The sequence below is a fragment of the Intestinimonas sp. UBA1698 genome (assembly GCF_002320075.1).
In the GTDB taxonomy this organism is placed as follows: Bacteria; Bacillota; Clostridia; order Oscillospirales; family Oscillospiraceae; genus Intestinimonas; species Intestinimonas massiliensis.
Genome location: NZ_DCJO01000015.1, coordinates 1 through 21,788, shown reverse-complemented (window position 1 = coordinate 21,788; position 21,788 = coordinate 1). Strand labels below are relative to the sequence as shown.

Annotated in this window: 23 protein-coding genes; 7 read left to right on the top strand and 16 right to left on the bottom strand. The window is 60.6% G+C overall.

Annotated features, from left to right (window positions below; all coding sequences use genetic code 11):
- Positions 1–74: 74 nt before the first annotated feature.
- The 4 genes from der to B3H64_RS03500 all read right to left on the bottom strand — a co-directional run bounded on the left by der (position 75) and on the right by B3H64_RS03500 (position 3,630).
- The gene (der, locus tag B3H64_RS03515) at positions 75–1,400 is read right to left on the bottom strand and encodes a ribosome biogenesis GTPase Der (protein ID WP_050618306.1); all 1,326 of its coding nucleotides are present in this window, start codon (positions 1,398–1,400) and stop codon (positions 75–77) included.
- Positions 1,401–1,422: 22 nt separating this feature from the next.
- The gene (locus B3H64_RS03510; RefSeq protein ID WP_050618305.1) at positions 1,423–2,793 is read right to left on the bottom strand and encodes a DUF512 domain-containing protein; all 1,371 of its coding nucleotides are present in this window, start codon (positions 2,791–2,793) and stop codon (positions 1,423–1,425) included.
- An 85-nt stretch (positions 2,794–2,878) separates the two neighbouring features.
- Positions 2,879–3,079 carry a 50S ribosomal protein L32 gene (gene rpmF, locus B3H64_RS03505; protein WP_050618304.1) on the bottom strand — a complete coding sequence of 67 codons (201 nt, stop codon included), beginning with the start codon at positions 3,077–3,079 and terminating at the stop codon, positions 2,879–2,881.
- A 41-nt stretch (positions 3,080–3,120) separates the two neighbouring features.
- Complete coding sequence (locus B3H64_RS03500; RefSeq protein WP_050618303.1) at positions 3,121–3,630, bottom strand: YceD family protein; 510 nt, start codon at positions 3,628–3,630, stop codon at positions 3,121–3,123.
- Between the two features lie 124 nt (positions 3,631–3,754).
- Here B3H64_RS03500 and B3H64_RS03495 point away from each other — a divergent pair, with 124 nt between their 5' ends.
- From B3H64_RS03495 to B3H64_RS03465, 7 genes are all read left to right on the top strand, one after another.
- On the top strand, positions 3,755–4,726 hold the full coding sequence (locus B3H64_RS03495) for an RluA family pseudouridine synthase (RefSeq protein ID WP_050618302.1): 972 nt from the start codon (positions 3,755–3,757) through the stop codon (positions 4,724–4,726).
- A 110-nt stretch (positions 4,727–4,836) separates the two neighbouring features.
- Positions 4,837–5,961 carry an ABC transporter ATP-binding protein gene (locus tag B3H64_RS03490; RefSeq protein ID WP_050618301.1) on the top strand — a complete coding sequence of 375 codons (1,125 nt, stop codon included), beginning with the start codon at positions 4,837–4,839 and terminating at the stop codon, positions 5,959–5,961.
- Complete coding sequence (locus tag B3H64_RS03485; RefSeq protein WP_050618300.1) at positions 5,951–6,763, top strand: ABC transporter permease; 813 nt, start codon at positions 5,951–5,953, stop codon at positions 6,761–6,763. Before B3H64_RS03490 ends, B3H64_RS03485 begins: the two co-directional genes overlap by 11 nt.
- A 29-nt stretch (positions 6,764–6,792) precedes the next feature.
- Positions 6,793–7,614, top strand: coding sequence for an ABC transporter permease (locus tag B3H64_RS03480; protein WP_050619576.1), 822 nt, complete (start codon positions 6,793–6,795; stop codon positions 7,612–7,614).
- Between the two features lie 68 nt (positions 7,615–7,682).
- The gene (locus B3H64_RS03475) at positions 7,683–8,753 is read left to right on the top strand and encodes an ABC transporter substrate-binding protein (RefSeq protein ID WP_050618299.1); all 1,071 of its coding nucleotides are present in this window, start codon (positions 7,683–7,685) and stop codon (positions 8,751–8,753) included.
- A 101-nt stretch (positions 8,754–8,854) separates the two neighbouring features.
- The gene (locus tag B3H64_RS03470; protein ID WP_050618298.1) at positions 8,855–9,262 is read left to right on the top strand and encodes a thioesterase family protein; all 408 of its coding nucleotides are present in this window, start codon (positions 8,855–8,857) and stop codon (positions 9,260–9,262) included.
- Positions 9,252–9,737: a YbaK/EbsC family protein gene (locus tag B3H64_RS03465; protein ID WP_050618297.1), complete on the top strand. Its 486-nt coding sequence runs from the start codon at positions 9,252–9,254 to the stop codon at positions 9,735–9,737. The genes B3H64_RS03470 and B3H64_RS03465 overlap by 11 nt, the downstream gene beginning before the upstream one ends.
- Before the next feature lie 42 nt (positions 9,738–9,779).
- Here B3H64_RS03465 and hisE read toward each other — a convergent pair whose 3' ends face one another.
- From hisE to B3H64_RS03405, 12 genes are all read right to left on the bottom strand, one after another.
- Positions 9,780–10,109 carry a phosphoribosyl-ATP diphosphatase gene (hisE, locus tag B3H64_RS03460; protein WP_050618296.1) on the bottom strand — a complete coding sequence of 110 codons (330 nt, stop codon included), beginning with the start codon at positions 10,107–10,109 and terminating at the stop codon, positions 9,780–9,782.
- Positions 10,106–10,432, bottom strand: coding sequence for a phosphoribosyl-AMP cyclohydrolase (gene hisI, locus B3H64_RS03455; protein WP_050618295.1), 327 nt, complete (start codon positions 10,430–10,432; stop codon positions 10,106–10,108). Before hisI ends, hisE begins: the two co-directional genes overlap by 4 nt.
- Positions 10,433–10,436: 4 nt before the next feature.
- Entirely contained in the window at positions 10,437–11,192 is a 756-nt protein-coding gene (gene hisF, locus B3H64_RS03450; RefSeq protein ID WP_278894681.1) for an imidazole glycerol phosphate synthase subunit HisF, read from the bottom strand.
- A complete protein-coding gene (hisA, locus tag B3H64_RS03445; protein ID WP_050618293.1) occupies positions 11,186–11,908 on the bottom strand; it encodes a 1-(5-phosphoribosyl)-5-[(5-phosphoribosylamino)methylideneamino]imidazole-4-carboxamide isomerase in 723 nt (240 codons plus the stop codon). Before hisA ends, hisF begins: the two co-directional genes overlap by 7 nt.
- A complete protein-coding gene (gene hisH, locus B3H64_RS03440; protein WP_050618292.1) occupies positions 11,905–12,516 on the bottom strand; it encodes an imidazole glycerol phosphate synthase subunit HisH in 612 nt (203 codons plus the stop codon). Before hisH ends, hisA begins: the two co-directional genes overlap by 4 nt.
- A 2-nt stretch (positions 12,517–12,518) precedes the next feature.
- Positions 12,519–13,097: an imidazoleglycerol-phosphate dehydratase HisB gene (gene hisB / locus B3H64_RS03435; RefSeq protein ID WP_286732956.1), complete on the bottom strand. Its 579-nt coding sequence runs from the start codon at positions 13,095–13,097 to the stop codon at positions 12,519–12,521.
- 10 nt (positions 13,098–13,107) lie between these two features.
- Complete coding sequence (gene hisD / locus B3H64_RS03430; RefSeq protein WP_286732953.1) at positions 13,108–14,382, bottom strand: histidinol dehydrogenase; 1,275 nt, start codon at positions 14,380–14,382, stop codon at positions 13,108–13,110.
- Entirely contained in the window at positions 14,379–15,020 is a 642-nt protein-coding gene (gene hisG, locus B3H64_RS03425; protein ID WP_050618289.1) for an ATP phosphoribosyltransferase, read from the bottom strand. The genes hisD and hisG overlap by 4 nt, the downstream gene beginning before the upstream one ends.
- The gene (gene hisZ, locus B3H64_RS03420; protein ID WP_286732949.1) at positions 15,017–16,186 is read right to left on the bottom strand and encodes an ATP phosphoribosyltransferase regulatory subunit; all 1,170 of its coding nucleotides are present in this window, start codon (positions 16,184–16,186) and stop codon (positions 15,017–15,019) included. The genes hisG and hisZ overlap by 4 nt, the downstream gene beginning before the upstream one ends.
- 119 nt (positions 16,187–16,305) lie before the next feature.
- Entirely contained in the window at positions 16,306–20,484 is a 4,179-nt protein-coding gene (locus tag B3H64_RS03415) for a PolC-type DNA polymerase III (RefSeq protein ID WP_050618287.1), read from the bottom strand.
- Between the two features lie 25 nt (positions 20,485–20,509).
- Positions 20,510–21,547, bottom strand: coding sequence for a flavodoxin-dependent (E)-4-hydroxy-3-methylbut-2-enyl-diphosphate synthase (gene ispG, locus B3H64_RS03410; RefSeq protein WP_050618286.1), 1,038 nt, complete (start codon positions 21,545–21,547; stop codon positions 20,510–20,512).
- Between the two features lie 39 nt (positions 21,548–21,586).
- The coding region (locus B3H64_RS03405) for a site-2 protease family protein (protein WP_286732945.1) at positions 21,587–21,788 on the bottom strand (202 nt) is incomplete at its 5' end.

Sequence of the window (21,788 nt, the reverse complement as noted above, 5' to 3'; positions counted from 1 at the left end):
CGCCCCGTTGAAGCAGCCGCAGAAATAGGCGATCACTGCAATAGCAATCAGCCTCAACCAGAACTCCAGCATCTCTACCCCTCCTTGTCACCCTTCTGCCGGATGGTCAGCCGCACCGGCGTCCCCTCCAGGCCGAAGGTATTCCGGATCTGGTTCTCCAGATACCGCTGGTAGGAGAAGTGGAAGAGCTTGGCATCGTTGCAGAAGCAGACAAAATGGGGTGGCTTGATGCCTACCTGGGTCATATAGAGAATCTTTAACCGCTTGCCCTTATCGGTGGGGGGCTGGACCCGTGCGGTGGCGTCGGCCAGCACCGAGTTGAGCATCCCCGTGGTGATGCGCATGGAGGCCTGATCGTTGACATAGTTGATGAGCTCGAACAGGCGGCCCACCCGCTGCCCGGTCAACGCCGAGATAAACACGATGGGGGCATAGGTCATGTAGGCCAGATCCCGGCGGACGTCCTCCCGCATGCGGTCCATGGTCTTGTCATCCTTCTCCACCGCATCCCACTTGTTCACCACGATGATACAGGCTTTGCCCGCCTCATGGGCCAGTCCCGCCACCTTGGTGTCCTGCTCGGTCACGCCTTCGTTGGCGTCAATGAGGATGAGGCACACGTCGGCCCGTTCGATGGCCATGGTGGCACGGAGCACCGAAAACTTTTCGATCCGGTCGTCCACCTTGGATTTCTTCCGCATCCCGGCGGTGTCGATAAAGAGATACTTGCCCAGTTTGTTTTCAAAAAAGCTGTCCACCGCGTCCCGGGTGGTGCCCGCCATATCGCTGACGATGACCCGCTCTTCCCCCAGGATGCGGTTGACCAGAGAGGACTTCCCCACGTTCGGCTTGCCGATGACCGCCACCTTGATGACGTCGTCCTCTTCCCGCTCCTCCTCCTCCGGAGGAAAGTATTGGATGCAGGCGTCCAGAAGGTCGCCGGTGCCGTGTCCGTGGACGGCTGAGACCGGGATGGGGTCCCCCAGGCCCAGATTATAGAACTCGTAGATATCCGGATTGGTGGGGCCCACCTGGTCCATCTTGTTCACCGCCAGCACCACCGGCTTACGGGAGCGCAGGAGCATATTGGCTACCTCCTGGTCGGAGGCGGTCAGACCCGTCTTGATGTCGCAGAGGAACACGATGACCGTGGCGTTCTGGATGGCAATCTCCGCCTGCCTGCGCATGAAGCTCAGAATCTCCGTGTCGGCCGAGGGCTCGATGCCGCCGGTGTCCACGATGTTGAAAGAGCGCCCGCACCACTCGCATTCGGCGTACAGCCGGTCCCGGGTAACGCCGGGGGTATCCTCTACGATGGACAGCCGCTGGCCGCAGAGTTTATTGAACAGCATGGACTTGCCCACGTTGGGGCGGCCTACGATAGCTACCAAAGGCTTCATTCTATCCCTCTCATTTCTGTTGTCACGGGTTATAGCGGTAATACTCGGCCTCCGGCGGCAGACGATAGGCTGGGAGCTCCACCGTCAGTCCCAGAATGGCGTCCACTAGGTCGAAGCCGCTGTCGGCCTCCACCGGGATCACCGGCACCCCCAGCGCCGCCTCCACCTGCTCCACCGTCACGTCGTCCAGAAAGACCTGCTCCCCCGTGCGCAGCATATTGGCCGGCAGCAGCAGCCGCGCGCCCAAGTCCCGCCCCCGGAGCTGCTCGATTAGGTCCCGGCCGGTAATCAGCCCCGATACGGTGATGGTCTCCCCAAAAAAGCGGTTGCGAATGGGATAGACCATTCCTTTTATATTACCACATTTTTCCCGGATTCTGTCAACGATTTCCTGCAAAAAGGGTGCCGCGGACATTCCGGTGGCGATGGAAAAAGGCGACGGCGCCACATCCGGCTCCAGATCCTCCAGGGCCAGCGCCGCCTGACCCTGGAGCAGGCGCAGCATCCCAACACCGTTCTCGAGCTGGGCCAGGTCCTCGTAATAGCCCTTTTCCGGCAGGTCCCGCCCGGCAATCAGGTAAAACTCGTCCGAGCACCAGGCCAGAGCTGTGCCGTGTTCCCTTCGAAAGGCGTCGGCGAAGCGCTCCACCTGCCCGATCACCTCGGCAGCCTGGGCCGGCGTATAGGGCGCAATAGGGCACAGGCCCTCCCGGAAGCGGGTCACCCCCACCGGAACGACGGCCACACTGTTCACCGCGGGATAGAGACCGCCCAGCTCCCGCAGGGTGCGGTCCAGGGCGGGCCCGTCGTTGATGCCGGGGCAGGAGACCACCTGGCAGTTCATCGTGATCCCCGCCCGGGCAAACTGCTCCATGATGGACAAACATTCCCCCGCCCGATGGTTTTTCAGCAGACTGGCCCGCAGCTCCGGGTCCGTGGCGTGGACGGAAATGTTGACGGGGCTGATGTGCAAGTCCATAATCCGCTGGAGCTCCCGTCTGGACAGATTGGTCAATGTGATATAATTACCCATCAGGAAGGACAGCCGGGCGTCGTCGTCCTTGAAATAGAGCGTCTCCCGCATGCCGGGGGGCATCTGGTCCACAAAGCAGAAAATACAGCGATTGGCACAGGAACGGGCCCGGTCCATCAAATAGGTCTCAAAATTGAGGCCCAGGTCCTCCCCTTCCGCCTTCCGCACCCGGACGGTGCGCTCCCGACCGTTTTCCTCTTTCAGTTTCAAGATCAGCCTGGGGTCATAGGTATGAAATTTATAGTCCAGCACGTCCACGATGGGGTGGCCGTTGACTTCGGTCAAGGTCTCCCCGATCCGTACTCCCGCCCGCCTGGCCGGACTGTCTGGGTCTACCGACCGGATTTTGGTCAGACTCATGGGCGCGCCTCCTTTTCCGTTTTATTGTACCCCGTTTCCGGGCAAAAAGAAAGAGGGGATAAACCCCTCTTCTTTTCTCGCGCATTTAGTTGGCCTTGGCCTCAGTGGCCTCGGTCTTGCCGAACTCGCGGCCATTGTAAGTCATGCAGGACTTGCAGAGCCGATGGGGCAGGCGGTACGCACCACACTTGGGGCACTTGCTGAGGCCGGGGGTCTCCAGCTTCCACACGGAGCTGCGGCGCTTATTCCGACGCTGCTTGGATACTTTCGACTTAGGGACTGCCATCTGTGACACCTCCTTGGATGCCCTGCACGGGCACGGTTCGTTTACTCGCTCTCTTTGTCCTCCAATAGCTTGGCAAGAGATGCCAGCCGGGGGTCTACCTCGGGCTTGCACCGGCATGGCTCGACGTTCCGGTCGGCGCCGCACCCGGCACAGATGCCTTTGCAGTCCTCTGAGCAGAGGTTTTTGGAATCCATTGCGAGGACAAACGCTGTGGTTGCAACCTCATCCAGGTCCACCTCGTCCCCGTCCAGGAGATAAATTTCGTCCTCATTGGTCTCGTCCGCCAGCTCCGTGGCGAGCAGCGTCTCGATAGGGACGATCTTTTCCCGGGCAAAGGGCCGGGCGCAGCGGTCGCAGGTCAAGTCCAGTACGGTCTTGGCCTCCGCCTCCAAAACCAGGGCACCGGCCATATTCCTCACCCGGCCCTCCACAGTGACCGGACGGCCAATGGGACGCGCACCGCCGAATTCCAGGTCGGACAGGTCCAACCGGAAGGAAAACGGACGCATCGCGCCGGGAACATGGATGATGTCTTTTAGGTTCAGTCGCATGGCACACCTCGCATAATGGCACGACAAATATTATAGTCAAGTGTTTTGTCAATGTCAAATACTTTCTTCACTTTTTTTTATTTTATGATACAATATAGAGCATCTCTACGGCGGGAGGCGCCATATGAAAGAGTATCTTGTCGGAAAAAACGACGCCGGGCAGCGGCTGGACCGCTGGCTGGGCAAGACCGTTCCCCTTCTCCCCGTTCCCCTGGCGCAGAAATATATCCGGCTCAAGCGGGTCAAGCGCAACGGTAAGGGAGCCAAGCGGGATGTCCGCCTGTGTGTGGGCGATGTGCTCCAGCTCTATATCAATGACGAGTTTTTTGACGCCCCGGCGCCAGAAAATGCCTTTTTGTCCGTTTTCAAGCCGCAGCTGGACATCCTATACGAGGACGAGCACATCCTGCTGGTGGACAAGCGGCCCGGTCTGGTGGTCCACCCCGACGAACACGAGTACGTCAATACCCTCATTACCCATATCCAGGCCTATCTCTACCAGAAAAAGGAGTGGGACCCCAGGGCCGAGCACGCCTTTACCCCCGCCCTGTGCAACCGTATCGACCGGAACACCGGCGGCATCGTCATCGCCGCCAAGACCGCCGAGGCTCTGCGCATCATGAACCAGAAGATCAAGGACCGCGAGCTGGAAAAATATTATCTGTGCGTAGTTCACGGCAGAATGACGCCTTCCGACGGAAGGCTGGAGGACTTTCTCTCCAAGGATGAGGCCAAAAACCAGGTCACAGTCCACAGGTCTCCGGTGCCGGGGGGGCGGACCGCCGTCACCCTCTACCGCACGCTGGCCGTCCGGAACGGCCTGTCACTGATGGAGTGCGAGCTCATTACGGGACGGACCCATCAGATTCGTGCCCAGTTTGCCGCCGCCGGGCACCCTCTGCTGGGAGACGGCAAGTATGGAAAAGCCCGGGAGAATAAAAAATTTGACCGAAAATTCCAGGCGCTTTACTCGTACAAGCTGACCTTTTCCTTCTCCACTGACGCCGGCGTGCTGAATCATTTGAACGGCCGGTCCTGGCAGGTGGAACATGTGGATTTCGCGGAAGAGTATTTCCCCGAATATACACGAAAATAATACGGAAATCTCATTGACTTTTTTTGCGATACCATATATATTGTAGCTTGCTATATCTGCGTATTTCGGGTCCTGCGGAAGCGGGGCCTCTGACGGAACGGGGGAGGATAATGTCCAAAGAACTCATCCGCTTGTCGGATTGCCGCATGGTGTTCGACGACGAGGTCGTCCTGAACTCCATCAACCTGTATATCAATGACAAGGAATTCCTCACACTGCTCGGCCCCAGCGGTTGCGGCAAGACGACCACCCTGCGTATCATCGGTGGTTTTCAGAAGCCTACCTCCGGGGATGTGTTTTTCGACGGTGTGAGGATTAATGATGTTCCGCCGCACCGGCGGCAGGTGAACACCGTGTTTCAGAAATACGCCCTGTTCACCCATATGAACCTCTTTGAAAATGTGGCCTTCGGCCTTCGCATTGCCAAGGTGCCGGAAAAAGAGATTGAGCGCCGGGTCAACGAGGCCCTGGAACTGGTCAACCTACCCGGCTACGGCAAGCGGAGCGTGGACTCCCTCTCCGGTGGGCAGCAGCAGCGCATCGCCATCGCCCGGGCCATTGTAAACCGCCCGCAAGTGCTTCTACTTGACGAGCCTTTGGGCGCCTTGGATTTGAAGCTGCGCAAGGACATGCAGATCGAGCTGAAAAAGATTCAGCAGCAGGTGGGCATCACCTTCGTCTACGTCACCCACGATCAGGAGGAGGCCCTCACCATGTCCGACACGGTCGTCGTCATGGATAAGGGCAACATCCAGCAGATCGGCTCCCCCATCGACATCTATAACGAGCCCAAGAACGCCTTTGTGGCCGACTTCATCGGGGAGTCCAATATCATCGACGGCATCATGCACGCCGACGGTGTGGTTGGGATGTACGGAAAGAAATTTCCCTGTCTGGACGGGGGGTTTGCTCCCAACGAGGCGGTGGACGTGGTCATCCGGCCCGAGGACATCGACATCGTCTCCGAGGAACAGGGCCAGCTCACCGGCACGGTCACCGAGGTCACCTTCAAGGGAATGCACTACGACATCATCGTGGATTTCCGGGGCTTCAAGTGGCTCATTCAGACCACGGATTTCTCCCCTGTCGGAGCCAGAATCGGCGTCAAGATCGACCCCGACGGCTTCCACATCATGAAAAAGAGCGCCTATTCCGGCAAGTTCGGAGACTACAGCTCCTACAGCGACGAGTACGATGAGCTCAGCGAGGATGCGGAGGCGGGCGATGAAGAGTAAAGCCATTGCCTTTCCCTATGTGGGGTGGATGGCCCTGTTTGTGGTGGCTCCCCTGGTCATCATCACGGTCTACGCCTTCACTTCGGACGCCGGAGGCTTCACGCTGGCCAATTTTCAGGACATGGCCCAGTACACCGCCGCATTCGGCCGCTCCTTCCTGCTGGCCGCCATCGCCACCGTCATCTGCGTGCTGATCGGCTACCCCCTGGCCTACTTTCTGGCCCGGGAGACCAGTTGGGTCCACCGCATGGCTACTATGCTCATCATGCTTCCCATGTGGATGAACTTCCTTCTGCGGACCTACTCCTGGAAATTCCTGCTGGAGCGCAACGGCCTGATCAACACCCTCTTTGGCCTGTTCGGCGTGGGACCCTTCCAAATGATCGACACCCAGGGGGCCATCGTGCTGGGCATGGTCTACAACTTTCTGCCCTACATGGTCCTGCCCATCTTCTCCGTCATCGAGAAGATTGATCCCAAGGTCATCGAGGCCGCCCAGGACCTGGGCGCCAATGACCGCACCGTGTTCCGCCGGATCGTCTTTCCCCTGTCCCTGCCGGGGGTCCTCAGCGGCATCACCATGGTGTTCATCCCATCGGTGTCCACCTTCGCCATCTCCCGGCTGCTGGGCGGCAGCAAGACCCTCCTGCTGGGCAACCTCATCGACATGCAGTTTTTGGGCAGCGCTTATAATCCCCATCTGGGCTCTGCCATATCCCTGGTGATGATGGTCATCGTTCTGGTCTGTATGGCCGTGATGAACCGCTTTGGCGAGGGCGAGGAAGGGGTGACGGTCCTGTGAAGAAAAACGGACTTGTCAGCCGCCTGTTTATGCTCCTGGTATTTCTTTTCCTCTACGCCCCCATCCTGGTCCTGGTGGTCTTTTCCTTCAACGCCTCCAAGAGCAAGGCGGTGTGGGCCGGCTTTACCCTGGACTGGTACCGGCAGCTCTTCCAAAACGACATGATCCTCAATGCGCTGGCGGTCACACTGGCGGTCTCCGCCCTGGCGGCTGTGATCTCCACCGTCATGGGCACGGCGGCGGCCATCGGGTTTCGCAACCTCCGCCGCCGGTTCCGGAGCATCTGCCTGACCGTCAACAACATCCCCCTGACCAATGCGGATATCATTACCGGCGTGTCCATGATGCTGCTCTTCCTGCTGGCCATCAGCGCCTGGAACGGCAGCCTGGGCCAGCTTACCGGCGTGAAGTGGAGCATGGGGTTCCTCACCCTGCTGATCTCCCACATCGCCTTTGACGTGCCTTATGTCATCCTCAGCGTGATGCCGAAGCTCTCCCAGTTGGACCCCAATATCTACGAGGCCGCTCAGGACCTGGGCGACCACGGCTTCCACGCCTTCTACAAGGTCATTCTGCCGGAGATCATGCCCGGGGTCATCAACGGGCTCATCATGGCCTTCACCCTCTCCATCGACGACTTTGTCATCAGCTATTTTACGGCCGGGAGCACCACCCAGACCCTCTCCATGGTCATCTATTCCATGGCCAAAAAGCGGGTCAGCCCGGAGATTAACGCCCTGTCCACCTTGATGTTCCTGGTGGTGGTGGCCCTGATGGTCCTGGTCAACCTCCGTCAAGCTCGGCAGGAGCGCATGGAGAAGCGGCGCCGGGCGGTTCTGTCCGCCAAATAACTCTGTGTTTCTGGGCCCCCGGCCCTGAACAAACCTATTTTATCCCGAAAGGAGCAAACTGAATAGAATTGAAAAAGAAGCTAATCTCCCTCGTGCTGGCCTCCGCCAGCCTCCTCACCCTCGCGCTTACGGCCTGCGGCGGCGGCAGCGCCGCCGACCCGTCCAAGGGTGAGGTCAACGTGTACAACTGGGGCGAATACATTGACATGTCCGTACTGGACGACTTTACCGCCCAGACCGGGATCAAGGTTAACTATCAGACCTATGATTCCAACGAGGCCATGTACGGCAAGCTGGCCGGCGGTTCCGGCGGTTACGACGTCATTATTCCCTCCGACTACATGATCGGCCAGATGATCGAGGAGGATATGCTGGAGCCCCTCAACTTTGATAACATTCCCAACTTCTCCGATGTGGACCCATCCCTGAAAAACCCGGAGTACGACCCGGAAAATCTTTACTCCGTGCCCTATATGTTTGGCACGCTGGGCATCATTTACAACACCACCATGGTGGAGCCCGGCGAGGATATGGAGACCTGGGATGTGCTTTGGAACGAAAAGTACGCCGGGGATATCCTCATGTTCGACAATCCCCGCGATACCATCGGCATCGCGCTCAAGAAGCTGGGATACTCCTATAACACTACCGACGCCGCTCAGATCACTGCCGCGGTGGACCTGCTGATGGAGCAGAAGCCCCTGGTGCAGGCCTATGTCATGGACGACATCTTTGAGAAGCTGGAGGGCGGCAACGCCGCCATCGGCGTGTACTACTACGGCGACTTCCTCACCATGTATGAGAGCAACGAGGACCTGGCCTTCGCTCTGCCCCGGGAGGGCACCAACCGCTACGTGGACGCCATGTGCATTCCCAAGGGCTGCGAGAATCAGGAAAACGCCGAGGCCTTCATCAACTTCATGTGCTCCACCCAAGCGGGCCTGAAAAACTGCGAGGAGACCTGGTACTCCACTCCCCTGCTCTCCGTGCGGAAGGAGTTGGACGCCGAGGTGGTGGACGATCCCTTCGCCTACCCGGATCAGGACTTCATGGATAACCAGTGCGAGACCTTTGCCTGCCTCCCTGCGCAGATCCGCACGCTCTACAACGATCAGTGGGTCCGTCTGATGAATAACTAAACGGCCAAAAGAGCCTCCGCCTGGAGGCTCTTTTTCTTGCCTAATACGAAATTATAGTGTAGAATAAAGCATAAATTTCCTTGAAGGGAGCAAATGATATTATGTCGCTTACTGTTGGACTTAAGGGCCGCGCCGAGACCGTGGTCGTCTATGAAAACACCGCCGCTGCCGTGGGCTCCGGCCTGGTCCCCGTCTTTGCCACCCCCTATATGCTGGCTCTGATGGAGAACGCCGCCGTCAACGCTCTGACACCCCACCTGGCCGAGGGTGAGGGCTCCGTAGGCACCCACCTGGACGTATCTCACGACGCCGCCACCCCCATCGGCATGAAGGTTTGGGCGGAGTGCGAGCTTATCGAGGTCAATGGCCGCGCCCTCACCTTCACCGTCACCGCCTACGACGAGGCCGGCGTCATCGGCAAGGGTACCCATAAGCGCGCTGTCATCAACGTCGAAAAGTTCCTGGCCAAGGTCGGGCAGAAGAAGGCCCCTGAAACCGATGTCCATTGAAACGGTACGCCTGTTCCTGCGTGAAACAGGCTTTGAGGACCGCATCCGGGAGTTTGGGGTATCCAGCGCCACCGTGAATCTGGCCGCCCAGGCCGTGGGCTGCGAGCCCGCCCGCATCGCCAAGACCCTCTCCTTCCTGGTGGACGGCAGGTGCGTCCTTATCGTGGCGGCCGGCGACGCCAAAATCGACAATTCGAAGTACAAGGCTCAGTTCCACACCAAGGCCAAGATGCTGACCCCGCAACAGGCTCTGGACTTCACCGGGCATGCGGTGGGCGGCGTCTGTCCCTTCGCCGTGGACCCGGATCGGGTCACCTCCTACCTTGATGTGTCTCTCCAGCGGTTTGACACCGTCTACCCCGCCGCCGGCAGCTCCAGCTCCGCTGTGCGCCTGACCTGCTGCGAGTTGGCTCAGCTCGCTCGCAGCGCAGGCTGGATCGACGTCTGCAAGGGCTGGCAGGAGACCGAGTTCTGATGCAAAAAGGACCTCCGGAAGCTTCACTTCCGGAGGTCCTTTTCAGGTCTCGTGGTCCGTCTGGTGGAACTGCTTCAGGTTGCCGATCTTCTGACTGCGGCGGTCCAGTTCCTCCAGCACCGCATTCAGCGGGATGTTCTGATCCGCCATCATGACCAGCACATGATAGATGAGGTCCGAGATCTCCCCCACAGTCTCCCCCATCTCACCGTTCTTGGCGGCGATGATGGTCTCTGCGCACTCCTCTCCTACTTTTTTCAGAATCTTATCCAGACCCTCTTCAAACAAATAGCAGGTATAGGAGCCCTCCTGGGGATTGGCCTTCCGGCCCTGAATCACGCCGTACAGGTCCTGTAATACAGTATCTTTCATTCTTTTTCCTCCATCAGCACATTGAAAAAGCAGCTCTGTGCTCCGGTATGACAGGTGGGCCCGTCCGGCGTGCAGAGATAGAGCAGCGTATCGGTGTCGCAGTCGGCAACCACCTTTCTGACCTGGAGAAAATGCCCCGAGGTCTCCCCTTTGTTCCACAGCTTTTGACGGCTGCGGCTCCAGAACCAGGCGGTCTTGGTTTGGAGCGTCCGCTCTACCGCCTCCCGGTTGGTGAAGCCCAGCATCAGCACCTCTCTGGTGTTTATATCCTGGATGATGACCGGGATCAAGTCCGATTTCTGAAATAGCTGATTCAGCTCCATAACCTCACCTTACCGGGATGTCCCGTCCTTTCAAATAGGTTTTGACCTGGGGCACAGTCAGCTCCCCGAAGTGGAACAGCGAGGCCGCCAAAGCCGCATCACAGTCCGTCTCTTCAAAGACCTGGGCAAAATGGGCCAGGGAGCCGCAGCCGCCGGAGGCGATGACCGGGATATGGACGGCCCGGGCCACGGCCCCGGTCATAGCCAGATCAAAGCCCCCCTTGGTCCCGTCGGCATCCATGGAGGTCAGCAGGATCTCTCCCGCGCCCAGCCGCTCGCCCTCCTTCGCCCACCAGACCGCGTCGATGCCGGTGGGCTTTCGGCCGCCGGCCACCACTACCTCATAGCTGCCGTCCTCCCGGCTCCGGGCGTCGATGGCCAGCACCACGCACTGGGAACCAAACCGCTCCGCCGCCCTGGAGATCAGCCCGGGGTCGGCCACCGCCGCGGAGTTGACGGAGATCTTGTCCGCCCCCGCCCGCAGCAGCCGTTGGAAATCCTCCAGCGTACGGATGCCGCCTCCCACGGTGAGGGGCACAAAGACCTGACCAGCCGTCCGCTCCACCACGTCCGCCACGGTATCCCGGTCATCGCTGGTAGCCGTGATGTCCAGGAAGACGATCTCATCCGCTCCCTGATCGGAATAAAATTTTGCCAGCTCCACCGGATCGCCGGCGTCCCGGATATGAATGAAGTTGACCCCTTTGACTACCCGGCCGTCCCGGACATCCAGGCAGGGGATGATCCGCTTGGCTAGCATTGGGGCCCCGCCTCCTTCACGGCCTGGGGCAGGTCCAGCGTCCCAGCATAGTAGGCCTTGCCGATGATGGCCCCATACAGGCCCATGTCTCGCAGCCGCTTCACATCATCCAGGGTGGCGACTCCGCCGGAGGCCACGATGTTGCATGGCACGGTCTTCTGCAGAGCCTCCAACTGCTGAAAGGAAGGACCGGACAGCATCCCATCTGTTGCAATATCCGTAAAGATAATCGTCTTTACACCCTTTGCCTCCACCTGCCGGGCGAACTCCAAATAATCCAGGCCGGAGTCCTGTTCCCAACCCGCCGTGCGGACCTTGCCGTTCAGGCAGTCAATGCCCACGGCGATCTGCTCCGGCTTCCAGTTTACGGCGTAATCCAAGACCGCCGGGTCGGTGACGGCGGCAGAGCCGATGACCGCCCGGGCGGCACCCGCCTCCACGATGGTGATGACATCGGGGATCGACTTTACGCCGCCCCCCAGCTCCACGCGGAGACCAGACTGCTGGATGACCTCATAGATCAGGGGAAAATTGGCCCGCACACCGTCGCGGGCCCCGTCCAGATCCACCATGTGGACCCATTGAGCCCCCGCCTCAGCGAACCGCCGGGCGGTCTCCAGCGCACTGTTGGCCACCTGATGGACTGTGTGGAACTCCCCTTTTTTCAGGCGGACACACCGCCCGTCCTTCATATCAATGGCAGGCAAAAGTATCATTTGTTCAGCTCCCCAAAGTTTTTCAGGATGACCAAGCCGGTCTCACCGCTTTTTTCCGGATGGAATTGGCAGCCGTAGACGTTGCCGCAGGACACCGCCGCCACCACGGAAGGGCCGTACTCCGTGCGGGCGATGACGTCGGATTCCCTGTCGGCCACGCCGCAGAAGGTGTGTACGAAATAGACGTATACACCGTCGTCCAATCCACGGAACAGAGGGGAATGGTTCTGGAAGGCCAGGCTGTTCCAGCCGATGTGCGGCAGCTTTCGGTCGGTCTCGAGCCGCCTCACACTGCCGTGGACCAGTCCAAGCCCCGCACAGGGACGGATCTCCTCTCCCCGGTCGAACAGGAGCTGCATCCCCAGACAGATGCCCAGAATGGGTTTTTTCTCCGCCTGGGTCAGCAGCGTCTTGTCCAGGCCGGGAACACGAAGTTTCTCCGCCGCATCGGGAAAGGCCCCCACCCCGGGCAGTATGATGGCATCCGCCCGCTCCAATTCTGCCGGATCGCTGGTGATGCGGGTATCAAATCCCAGATAGCGCATGGCATTGGTGACGCTTTTCAGATTTCCAACGCCGTAATCCAAAATGGCTGTAAAGTGATTCATCCTCACAGAACTCCTTTGGTGGAGGTGACTCCGGTCCCCTCCATCTTGACGGCGTCTTTCATGGCCAGCCCCAAAGATTTGAAAAGGGCCTCCGTAATGTGGTGGGCGTTCCGGCCATACTGGGCCCGCATATGCAGGGTCAGCCCGCTGTTCATTGCCAGGGCCCGCATAAACTCCTCCGTCAGGCAGGCGTCATACGCGCCCATCCGGGCCTGTGGCATATCTGCCTCATAGACCAGGAAAGGCCGTCCAGAGAAGTCCAAAGTCGTGAAGGCCAGCGCTTCGTCCATAGGTACATAGGCGCTCCCAAACCGGCGGATCCCCACCTTGTCTCCCAGCGCCTCCCGCAGGGCCTGTCCCAGTACGATACCGGTGTCCTCCACGGTATGGTGGCCGTCCACCTCCAGATCGCCCTTCGCCGTCAGAGTCAGCCCGAAGCCTGCATAGAAAGCCCAGGCGTGCAGCATATGGTCAAAAAAACCGATCCCCGTATCGATCTTGACCGGGCCGCCGGACAGCCACAGGACCGCTTGAATCCGGGTCTCCTTGGTTTCCCGGGAAATATTGGAAATTCTCTCCATGCCTTCCCTCCTATTCAAACCGCACACGAATGGAATTGGCGTGGGCGGTCAGATGCTCCGCCTCCGCCATGGCCACCACCTGCTCCCGGATCGGGGCCAGGGTATCGCGGCTGTACGCTACGATGCTCATGGTCTTAAGGAAGCTATCCACAGACAGGGGAGAAAAGAAGCGGGCCGTACCGGAAGTGGGGAGCACGTGATTGGGGCCCGCCAGGTAGTCCCCCAGGGGCTCGGGTGACCATTCTCCCAGAAAGACCGCGCCGGCATTTCGAATTTCAGGCAGCACCGCCCTGGGGTCCTCGGTCACGATCTCCAGATGCTCCGGAGCAATCTCATTGGCAAGGGAAATTGCTTGCTCCAGGCTGTCGCAGACGATGGCGCAGCCAAAGTCCCGCAGTGAAGCCTCCATAATGTCCAAACGGCTCAGATAGCCGGCCTGACGGACGATCTCAGCGTCCACCGCCCGTGCCAGCTCCATACTGGTGGTCAGAAGGACGGCAGAGGCCAGCCGGTCATGCTCGGCCTGGCTCAGGAGGTCGGCGGCCACATAGACGGGGTTGGCGGTCTCGTCGGCTATCACAAGCACCTCGGAGGGCCCCGCCACCATATCAATATCCACCTTGCCATAGGCCAACCGTTTGGCGGTGGCCACGAAAGCATTGCCCGGCCCCACCAGCTTATCCACCTTGGGAATGAAGCCGGCCCCAAAGGTCAAGGCCGCAATGGCCTGGGCTCCGCCCACGGCGATGACCCGATCCACTCCGGCGATTTTGGCGGCGGCCAGCACGGCGTCGTTCAGATTTTCAGTGGGAGGGGTCACCATGATCAATTCCTCGACCCCCGCTACCTTGGCGGGGACCGCGTTCATCAAGACTGAGGACGGGTAGGCCGCCGTGCCGCCGGGCACATAGAGCCCCACCCGAGTCAGGCCCCGGACTACCCGGCCCACCGTCCCGCCGTCCGGGGAGGTCCACTCCATGCTCTGGACCAGCAGCTTTTCATTGTAGTCCCGGATGTTGGCTGCCGCGCGCTCCATGGCGGCAATCAGCTCATCCGGACAGCGGTCATAGGCGGCCTCCAGCTCCTCACGGGGAATCTCATAGGGAATTTTGCCGTCAAACTTGAGGGAATACGCCTCCACAGCCGAAAGGCCCTTTTCCTTTACAGCTCCCATCACAGCGGAGACGGCTTCTTCGATATCCGCGCCCACCTCTGCCGCCCGGGCTCGCATCGCCGCGATACGGGCCTGTTCTGCCCTCCCGTCGGCCTGGATGATCTGTATCATACGCGACACTCCAATTCCCGTTCACAGCGGTTTATAAAGTCGGTGAGCTCCGTCTTATGGAGCTTCATACTGGCTGGATTGACAATCAGCCGGGCGCTAACCTGGGCCACGTCCTCAATGGGCACCAGACCATTTTCCCGCAGAGTCGCCCCGGTCTCCACGATGTCCACAATAGCGTCGGCCAGCTCCAGGATGGGGGCCAGCTCCACCGAGCCCTCGATCTTGATGATATCCACGTCCATCCCCTTCTTCTCAAAGAAGGTACGGGCCACGTTGGGGTATTTGGTGGCGATGCGCCGGGTCTTATAGGTGCCGTAAAAATCACTCCCCTGTTTTACCGCCAGGGCAAACCGGCACTTACCGAAGCCCAGGTCCAGCACCTCATAGAAGGAGCGGCCCTGCTCCAAAATGGTATCCTTGCCCACAATACCCAGATCACAGACTCCGTGCTCCACGTAGGTGATTACGTCCGGGGCCTTGGCCAGCACCGCATCCAGAGGATAGTTGGGAATGGCGTGGACCAGCCGCCGACCGGGCGACTGAATGGGCGAGCAATCCAGACCCATGGCCTCGAACAGCTCCACCGATTTCTCCTGGAGCCGGCCCTTGGTCAGGGCGATTCGCAGTCTCTGGCTCATACCTCCACCAGCCTTTCCCCGTCTCCATCCAGCACCAGCACACGGTCCGCGCCCTTTTCACGGGCCAGCTCCAGCGTCTGCTCCAGCGTTTCGCAGGGAGACAGCTCACAAGTCCCCGCCGCACGGTCGTCCACGGCCTTCCAGGCGCGGGCCAGTTCCCCGCGCTCAAAATGGACCAGCAAGCCCACCTTCGGGAGCTCCCGGGGCGGCAGACAGCCCGCCACCGCGTCCACGTCCACCGCAAATCCGGTGGCCGGAGCGGTGCGGCCGAAAGCCTCCACCAGCTTGTCATAGCGCCCGCCCGAAAGGACGGCGTCCCCCGCTCCCTCCACGTAGCCCCGGAAAACCACGCCGGTGTAATAGTCGATTTGATGGACAAGGCCCAGGTCAAAGCGGAGATAACCGCCATAGCCCGCCGCCGAAAGCTCGGTATACAGCCGCCGCAGATAGTTCAAGGCGCTGCTGCCCCCGGCGAGGGTCTCGGCCTCGTCCAGCACTTCGGCCCCGCCGAACAGCCTGGACAAGCGCTTCAAAGCGGCGCAGGCCCCCTGTCCCGCATAGGGCTCTAGCAGGTCGTTGAGGGCGGCAAAATTCTTTCCCTCGATGAGGGCGCGCATCTGCTCCACCGTCTCAGAGGGCATATCCATCCGGCCCACCAAGTCCCGGAAAAACCCCACATGTCCCAGCTCGATATGGAATCTCTGCACCCCGCAGGCCCGCAGGGCATCCACCGCCATGGCGATCATCTCCAGGTCGGCCTTTTGTCCAGCCGCGCCGATGAGTTCCACCCCGCACTGTGCAATCTCACTGCTGCCGCCCTTGTGCTCCTGGCCGGAGCGAAACACCGTCTGGTCGTAGTAGAGCCGCTGGGGCAGCGGCACCGCCTTCAGCTTGGTGGCGGCCACCCGGGCGATGGGGGTTGTGCAGTCGGGGCGCATCACCATGATCTTGCCCGACCGGTCGATGATCTTCAGCATGCTCTCCTGGGGCATGGGGTTGCCTGACTGAAGAAATAAGTCGTAAAACTCCACCTCCGGGGTGGAAATCTCGGCATAACCCCGGCACTGAAACAGCTTGGTCAGGGCGCTCTGCACCTGCCGCCGCTCCCGGCACTCAGAAAACAGCCGGTCCCGGGTCCCCTCGGGCGTATGGATCGTATAGCGCAAAGGGAATTCCCCACCTTTCTCCAATTTGCTTTTATATACTATCACGCTACTATGCTAAAGTCAAGAGGAATCCGGCCTGACTTATGGCCCCCACCTTGTTCAAAATAGACAGACAGGGTTCAAAACAGGGTCATCTGACTGGTCTCCGGCAGATTGCCCAGGGCGCCGCAGGTCCGGAGCAGCTCAATGTGGGCCTTGGTCACCTTGGGACAGTCGGCGGAGAACTCCTCCACCGAGAGGTACTGCTTCCCCTTGCGCTGCTCCACAATGGAAACCGCCGCTGTCTCCCCCAGGCCGGGGATGGCCATGAACGGAGGAATGAGCGCCTTCCGCTCCCGGTCCACCTGGAACCGCACTGCATCGGAGCGGTACAGGTCCATCTGATCAAAGGTGTAGCCGCGCAGATAGAATTCATAGACCACCTCCAGGGTGGTCAGCATGTCCTGTTCCACGGCGGAGGCGTCCTTGTCCTTGGCCCGAATTTCGTTCATCTTTGCCTTGACCCGGTCCATCCCCAGACACATGACGGTGGCGTCAAAGGCCTTGGCCCGGATGGAGAAGTAAGCCGCATAGAACACAAGTGGATCGTGGACCTTGAACCAGGCGATGCGGAAGGCCATCATCACATAGGCCACGGCGTGGGCCTTCGGGAACAGATAGGCGATCTTTTTGCAGGAGCCGATGTACCAGTCGGGTACGCCATGCTCCTTCATCTCGTCCTCGGCCCCTTCCGGAAGCCCCCTGCCCTTTCGGACCGCCTCCATGATCTTGAAAGCCCGCTTTTCCTTCATGCCGCAGGAGATGAGATAGAGCATGATATCGTCCCGGCAGCCGATGGCCTGGCCGACGGTAGCAGTGCCGGACAAGATCAGGTCCCGGGCGTTGCCCAGCCACACATCGGTGCCGTGAGAGAAACCGGACAGCCGCACCAGAATGTCAAATTCGGTGGGCTTAGTCTCCTCCAGCATGCCCCGGACGAAGGAGGTACCGAACTCCGGGATGGCGGTGGCTCCGGTCGGGCCGAGAACCGGGTCGTCCTCGTACCCCAGTGCCCTGGAGGTGATGAAGATACTCCGGGTATCCGGATCGTCCAGAGGGATGGTCTTGGCATCCATGCCGCTGAGGTCCTCCATCATGCGGATCATGGAGGGATCATCGTGGCCCAGCATGTCCAGCTTGAGCAGATTGGACTCCATGGAGTGATATTCGAAATGGGTGGTGATAATGTCGGTATCCGTGTCATCGGCCGGGTGCTGCACCGGGCAGAAATCGTAGATCTCCTTGTCCTGAGGGATGACCACCATGCCGCCGGGGTGCTGTCCGGTGGTCCGTTTGACCCCGGTACAGCCCTTGGCCAGCCGCAGCATCTCCGCCTTGGTGGCGGTCTTGCCTCGTTCCTCCAGGTACTTTTTTACGTAGCCAAAGGCGGTCTTTTCCGCTACCGTGCCGATGGTGCCCGCCCGGAACACGTGGGTCTCTCCAAAGAGCTCAAAGGTATGGCGGTGGGCGCTGGACTGGTACTCGCCGGAGAAGTTCAGGTCGATATCGGGCACCTTGTCGCCGCCGAAGCCCAGGAAGGTCTCGAAGGGGATGTTGAAGCCGTCTTTTTCGTAGGGAGTCCCGCACACGGGGCACACCGCGTCGGGCATATCGGCTCCACAGCCCCAGCCCCCTTCCTTGGCCGCTTCGAAGTCGGAATGCTTGCAGTTGGGGCAGCGGTAGTGGGGCGGCAGGGCGTTGACCTCGGTGATGCCCGACAGAAAGGCCACGATAGAGGACCCCACCGAGCCCCGGGAGCCCACCAGATAGCCATGGTCCAGGGAGTCCTGCACCAGCTTCTGGGCCGACATGTAAATCACGTCATAATGCCGCATCAGGATATCTCCCAGCTCGGCGTTGATGCGATCCACTACGATCTGGGGCGGCTCCTCCCCGTAAAGGCGCTTGGCCTTTCCCCACACCAGCCGCTTCAGCTCCCCCTCGGAATCCTCCAGCTTGGGGGCGAACAGACCGTTGGGCAGCGGGCTCAGATCTCCGCACCAGGCGGCGATGAGTTGGGGATTGTCGATGACCACCTCCCGGGCGGTCTCAGCGCCCAGATAGGAGAATTCCTCCAGCATCTCGTCGGTGGTGCGGAAGTAAAGCGGATTGGGCGCGTCGGCGTCCTCAAAGCCCTTGGTGGCCAGCAGCACATGGCGGTAGATCTCGTCCTCCGGGTCCAGGAAGTGGACGTCGCCGGTGGCCACCACGGGTTTGCCCAGTTCATGGGCCAGCTCCACGACGGTGCGGTTGAAATTCCGCAGCTCCTCCCTATCACGTGCAATGGTCTTGCCGTTCTTGTCGGGCCGGAGCATATAGGCGTTATTGCTCAGAGGCTGAATTTCCAGATAGTCGTACCAGGAGGCGATGCGCTTGAGCTCCGCCCAGGAGCTGTGCCGCACCACTGCCTGGAACAGCTCGCCCGCCTCACAGGCCGAGCCCATCAGCAGCCCCTCCCGGTTCTCATCAATGAGGCTTTTGGGCATCACCGGATACTGCTTGCGCTGGAAGTGCTCCAGATGAGCCTTGGAGACCAGCTTATAGAGATTGCGCAGGCCGGTCTGGTTGCGGGCCAGGACGATGAGATGCCGGGCCCGGCGTTTGCCCTTCCGGGCCTGGTTCTGTCCGGCGACCCAGTGGTTGATGGGCCCCAGGGAGTGGATATCGTGTTCCTCCTCCAGCCTTTTGAAGAAGGGCACCAGCATATAGGCCACGGTGGAGGCGTCGTCGGTGGCTCTGTGGTGGTGGAAGGCGGGCAGGCCCAGGTGGTCGGCCACGACGTCCAGCTTGTGCTTGGACAGGTGGGGCAGAAGGGCCTGGGCCAGCGGCAAGGTGTCCACCGCCGTCGCCTCGAAGGGGATACCGCAGCGGCGGCAGCCCTCCGAAAGAAACCCAACGTCAAAGCCGGCATTGTGGGCCGCCAGAGGTCGCCCGTTGACAAAGGCCAGAAACTGCCGGATGGCCTCCGCCTGCTTGGGCGCGCCCTTGACCATCTCGTCGGTAATGCCGGTCAGACGGATGATCTCGGGGTTCATGGGCCGTTCCGGGTCCACAAAGGTGGAAAAGATCTCGTCGGTGACCTGGCCGTTCTTCAGCACCACCGCGCCGATCTCCGTAATCACGTCCCGCTGGGCGTCCAGGCCGGTGGTCTCTAAATCAAAGCAGACGTATTCCCCGGAAAAGGGAACATCCATCGTCCCCCGCACCGTGGGCATGTCGTCCACGTCGTTCTGGAAGTAGGCCTCCACCCCGAAAATCATCTTGATGCCAGCCTTTTTGGCGGCGGAATAGGCGGTGGGGAAATCATGGCAGACGCCGTGGTCCGTGATGGCGATGGCCGGATGCCCCCAGGCCGCCGCCCGCTTAATGACCTCCTTGATGTCGGTGGTGGCATCCATCACCGACATGCGGGTGTGCAGGTGGAGCTCCACCCGCTTCTCCCCTTCCGCCTTGTCCTGGCGGACGGTCCGCGTCCCCTCCGCGATGCCGGTGGGTTCGATCTGCAGCTCCCCCTGGTAGGGGCTGACCCGGCCCTGGACCACAAGGCGCTGCCCCTCCCGGATGGCCCCGGCCAGCTCCTTACCTTCGTCTCCGACCAGAAATTTGGCCACCCGGATGGAATTGGTCTGATCCGTGATGTCAAAGCGGACGATCCACGCGCCTCGCTTCTTCATTTCCAGATGGTCGGTGGCGAATACATCTCCTTCAATGGTCACCATTTCGGAGTCCAGGGTGATGTCGTTCATGGCGATGGCGGGAAATTTTTTCACCATACGGCCGTAAATCAGCTTCTCCTTGGGCCCTTCCCGGCCGCCCCTTTTCTCCGTGTGTGCCGCCGGCTTGATCTTCTTCAGCGCCGCCTGCCGGATGCGTTCCGTCCGGCGAAAGACCTCCATCGGGTCCTCCGATTCCGGGGGCACCGCTTCCGGCGGGGCAGCCTCGTCGGTGGGTAGGGGCTTCCGCTCCGCCGAAACCGGCAGCTTTGGGGGCTCCGGCGGGGGAAGCGGCTCCGCCGCCGGCGTCTGAAACCGCAGCGTTACGCGCTGGACCCCATAGGCCGCCGCCAGCTCCCGCTCCAGCAGCGCCCTGCGCACATCATCCGGGCATTGAGCACACTGGATCTCCGCCTGGATGCAGCGCTGCTGCCGGTCGATGACCGCACCGGTGACCAGCATATCGGTCAGAAGCGGCCGCAGGTCCTCCGATGGCTTCCACGCGGAAAAGAGAACCAGAATGGGGATTTTCTTCTGCTCTGGCATATGTATACGCTCCTACGCTGATTTTTTACAATTCCTCGATCAGGGCAAACAGCTCGTCCACCAGCTCCGCCTGGGGCACCTTCTTTACGATCTCTCCCCTGCGGAAGAGCAGGCCCACGCCGTCTCCCCCTGCAATGCCCACGTCGGCGGCCGATGCCTCTCCGGGGCCGTTGACCACGCAGCCCATAACCGCCACGGTGATGGGCTTCTCCACTCCTTTGAGGCGGCACTCCACCTCCTCGACCAGGCCGATGAGGTCGATCCGGGTGCGGCCGCAGGTGGGACAGGCGATCAGGTCGGGACCCTCCTGTCGGATGCCCAGGGCCTTCAGGATATCCCGGGCGGCGTAGACCTCCTCCACCGGGTCGGCGGACAGAGACACCCGCAGGGTGTCCCCGATGCCGAAGCCCAGCAGACCGCCGATGCCTATGGCAGACTTGAGGGTGCCCATGCGGATGGTACCCGTCTCGGTGACGCCCAGGTGAAGCGGATAATCGCACCGCTCGCTCATGAGCCGGTAGGCCGCCATGGTGGTCCGCACGTCGGAGGACTTGAGGGAGATGCAGATGTCGTCAAAATCGAAGCGATGCAGCAACGCAATGTGTCCGAAGGCGGACTCCACCAAGGCCTCGGGCGTTACCCCGCCGTACCTGGCCAGCAGCGGCTTTTCCAGAGACCCGCCGTTGACCCCAATCCGGATGGGGACGCCCTTCTCCCGGCAGGCCCGCGCCACCGCCTTCACCCGTTCGGCGTCCCCGATGTTGCCGGGATTGATGCGCACCTTGTCGCATCCGGCTGCCACGGATTCCAGAGCCAGACGGTAATCGAAGTGGATATCCACCACCAGCGGAATGTGAATCTGCTCTTTGATGGCGCCCACAGCACGGGCCGCCGCCTGGTCGGGCACGGCTACCCGGATGATGTCGCAGCCCGCCGCCTCCAGCCGGTGGATCTGCGCCACGGTGGCCGCCACATCGTCGGTACGGGTGTTGCACATGGACTGGATGGGAATGGGAGCGCCCCCACCCACGGGAACGCCCCCAATGTTGATCTGCTTTGTCATACAATCACCTTTTATCCCTTATAGGAAAGTAATTTCGCTTTACGCAAATAGCTTGACAATATCATTGAAGGCCACAACCACCATCAGCAGGATCAGGCAGCAAAACCCCGCCATATTCACATAGCCCTCGTATTTGGGGTCCAGCTTCCGCCGGGTAAGCAGAGAGAACAATCCGTTGACCGCCAGGAAGAAAATGCGCCCGCCGTCCAGGGCTGGAATGGGCAGCAGGTTCATCACCGCC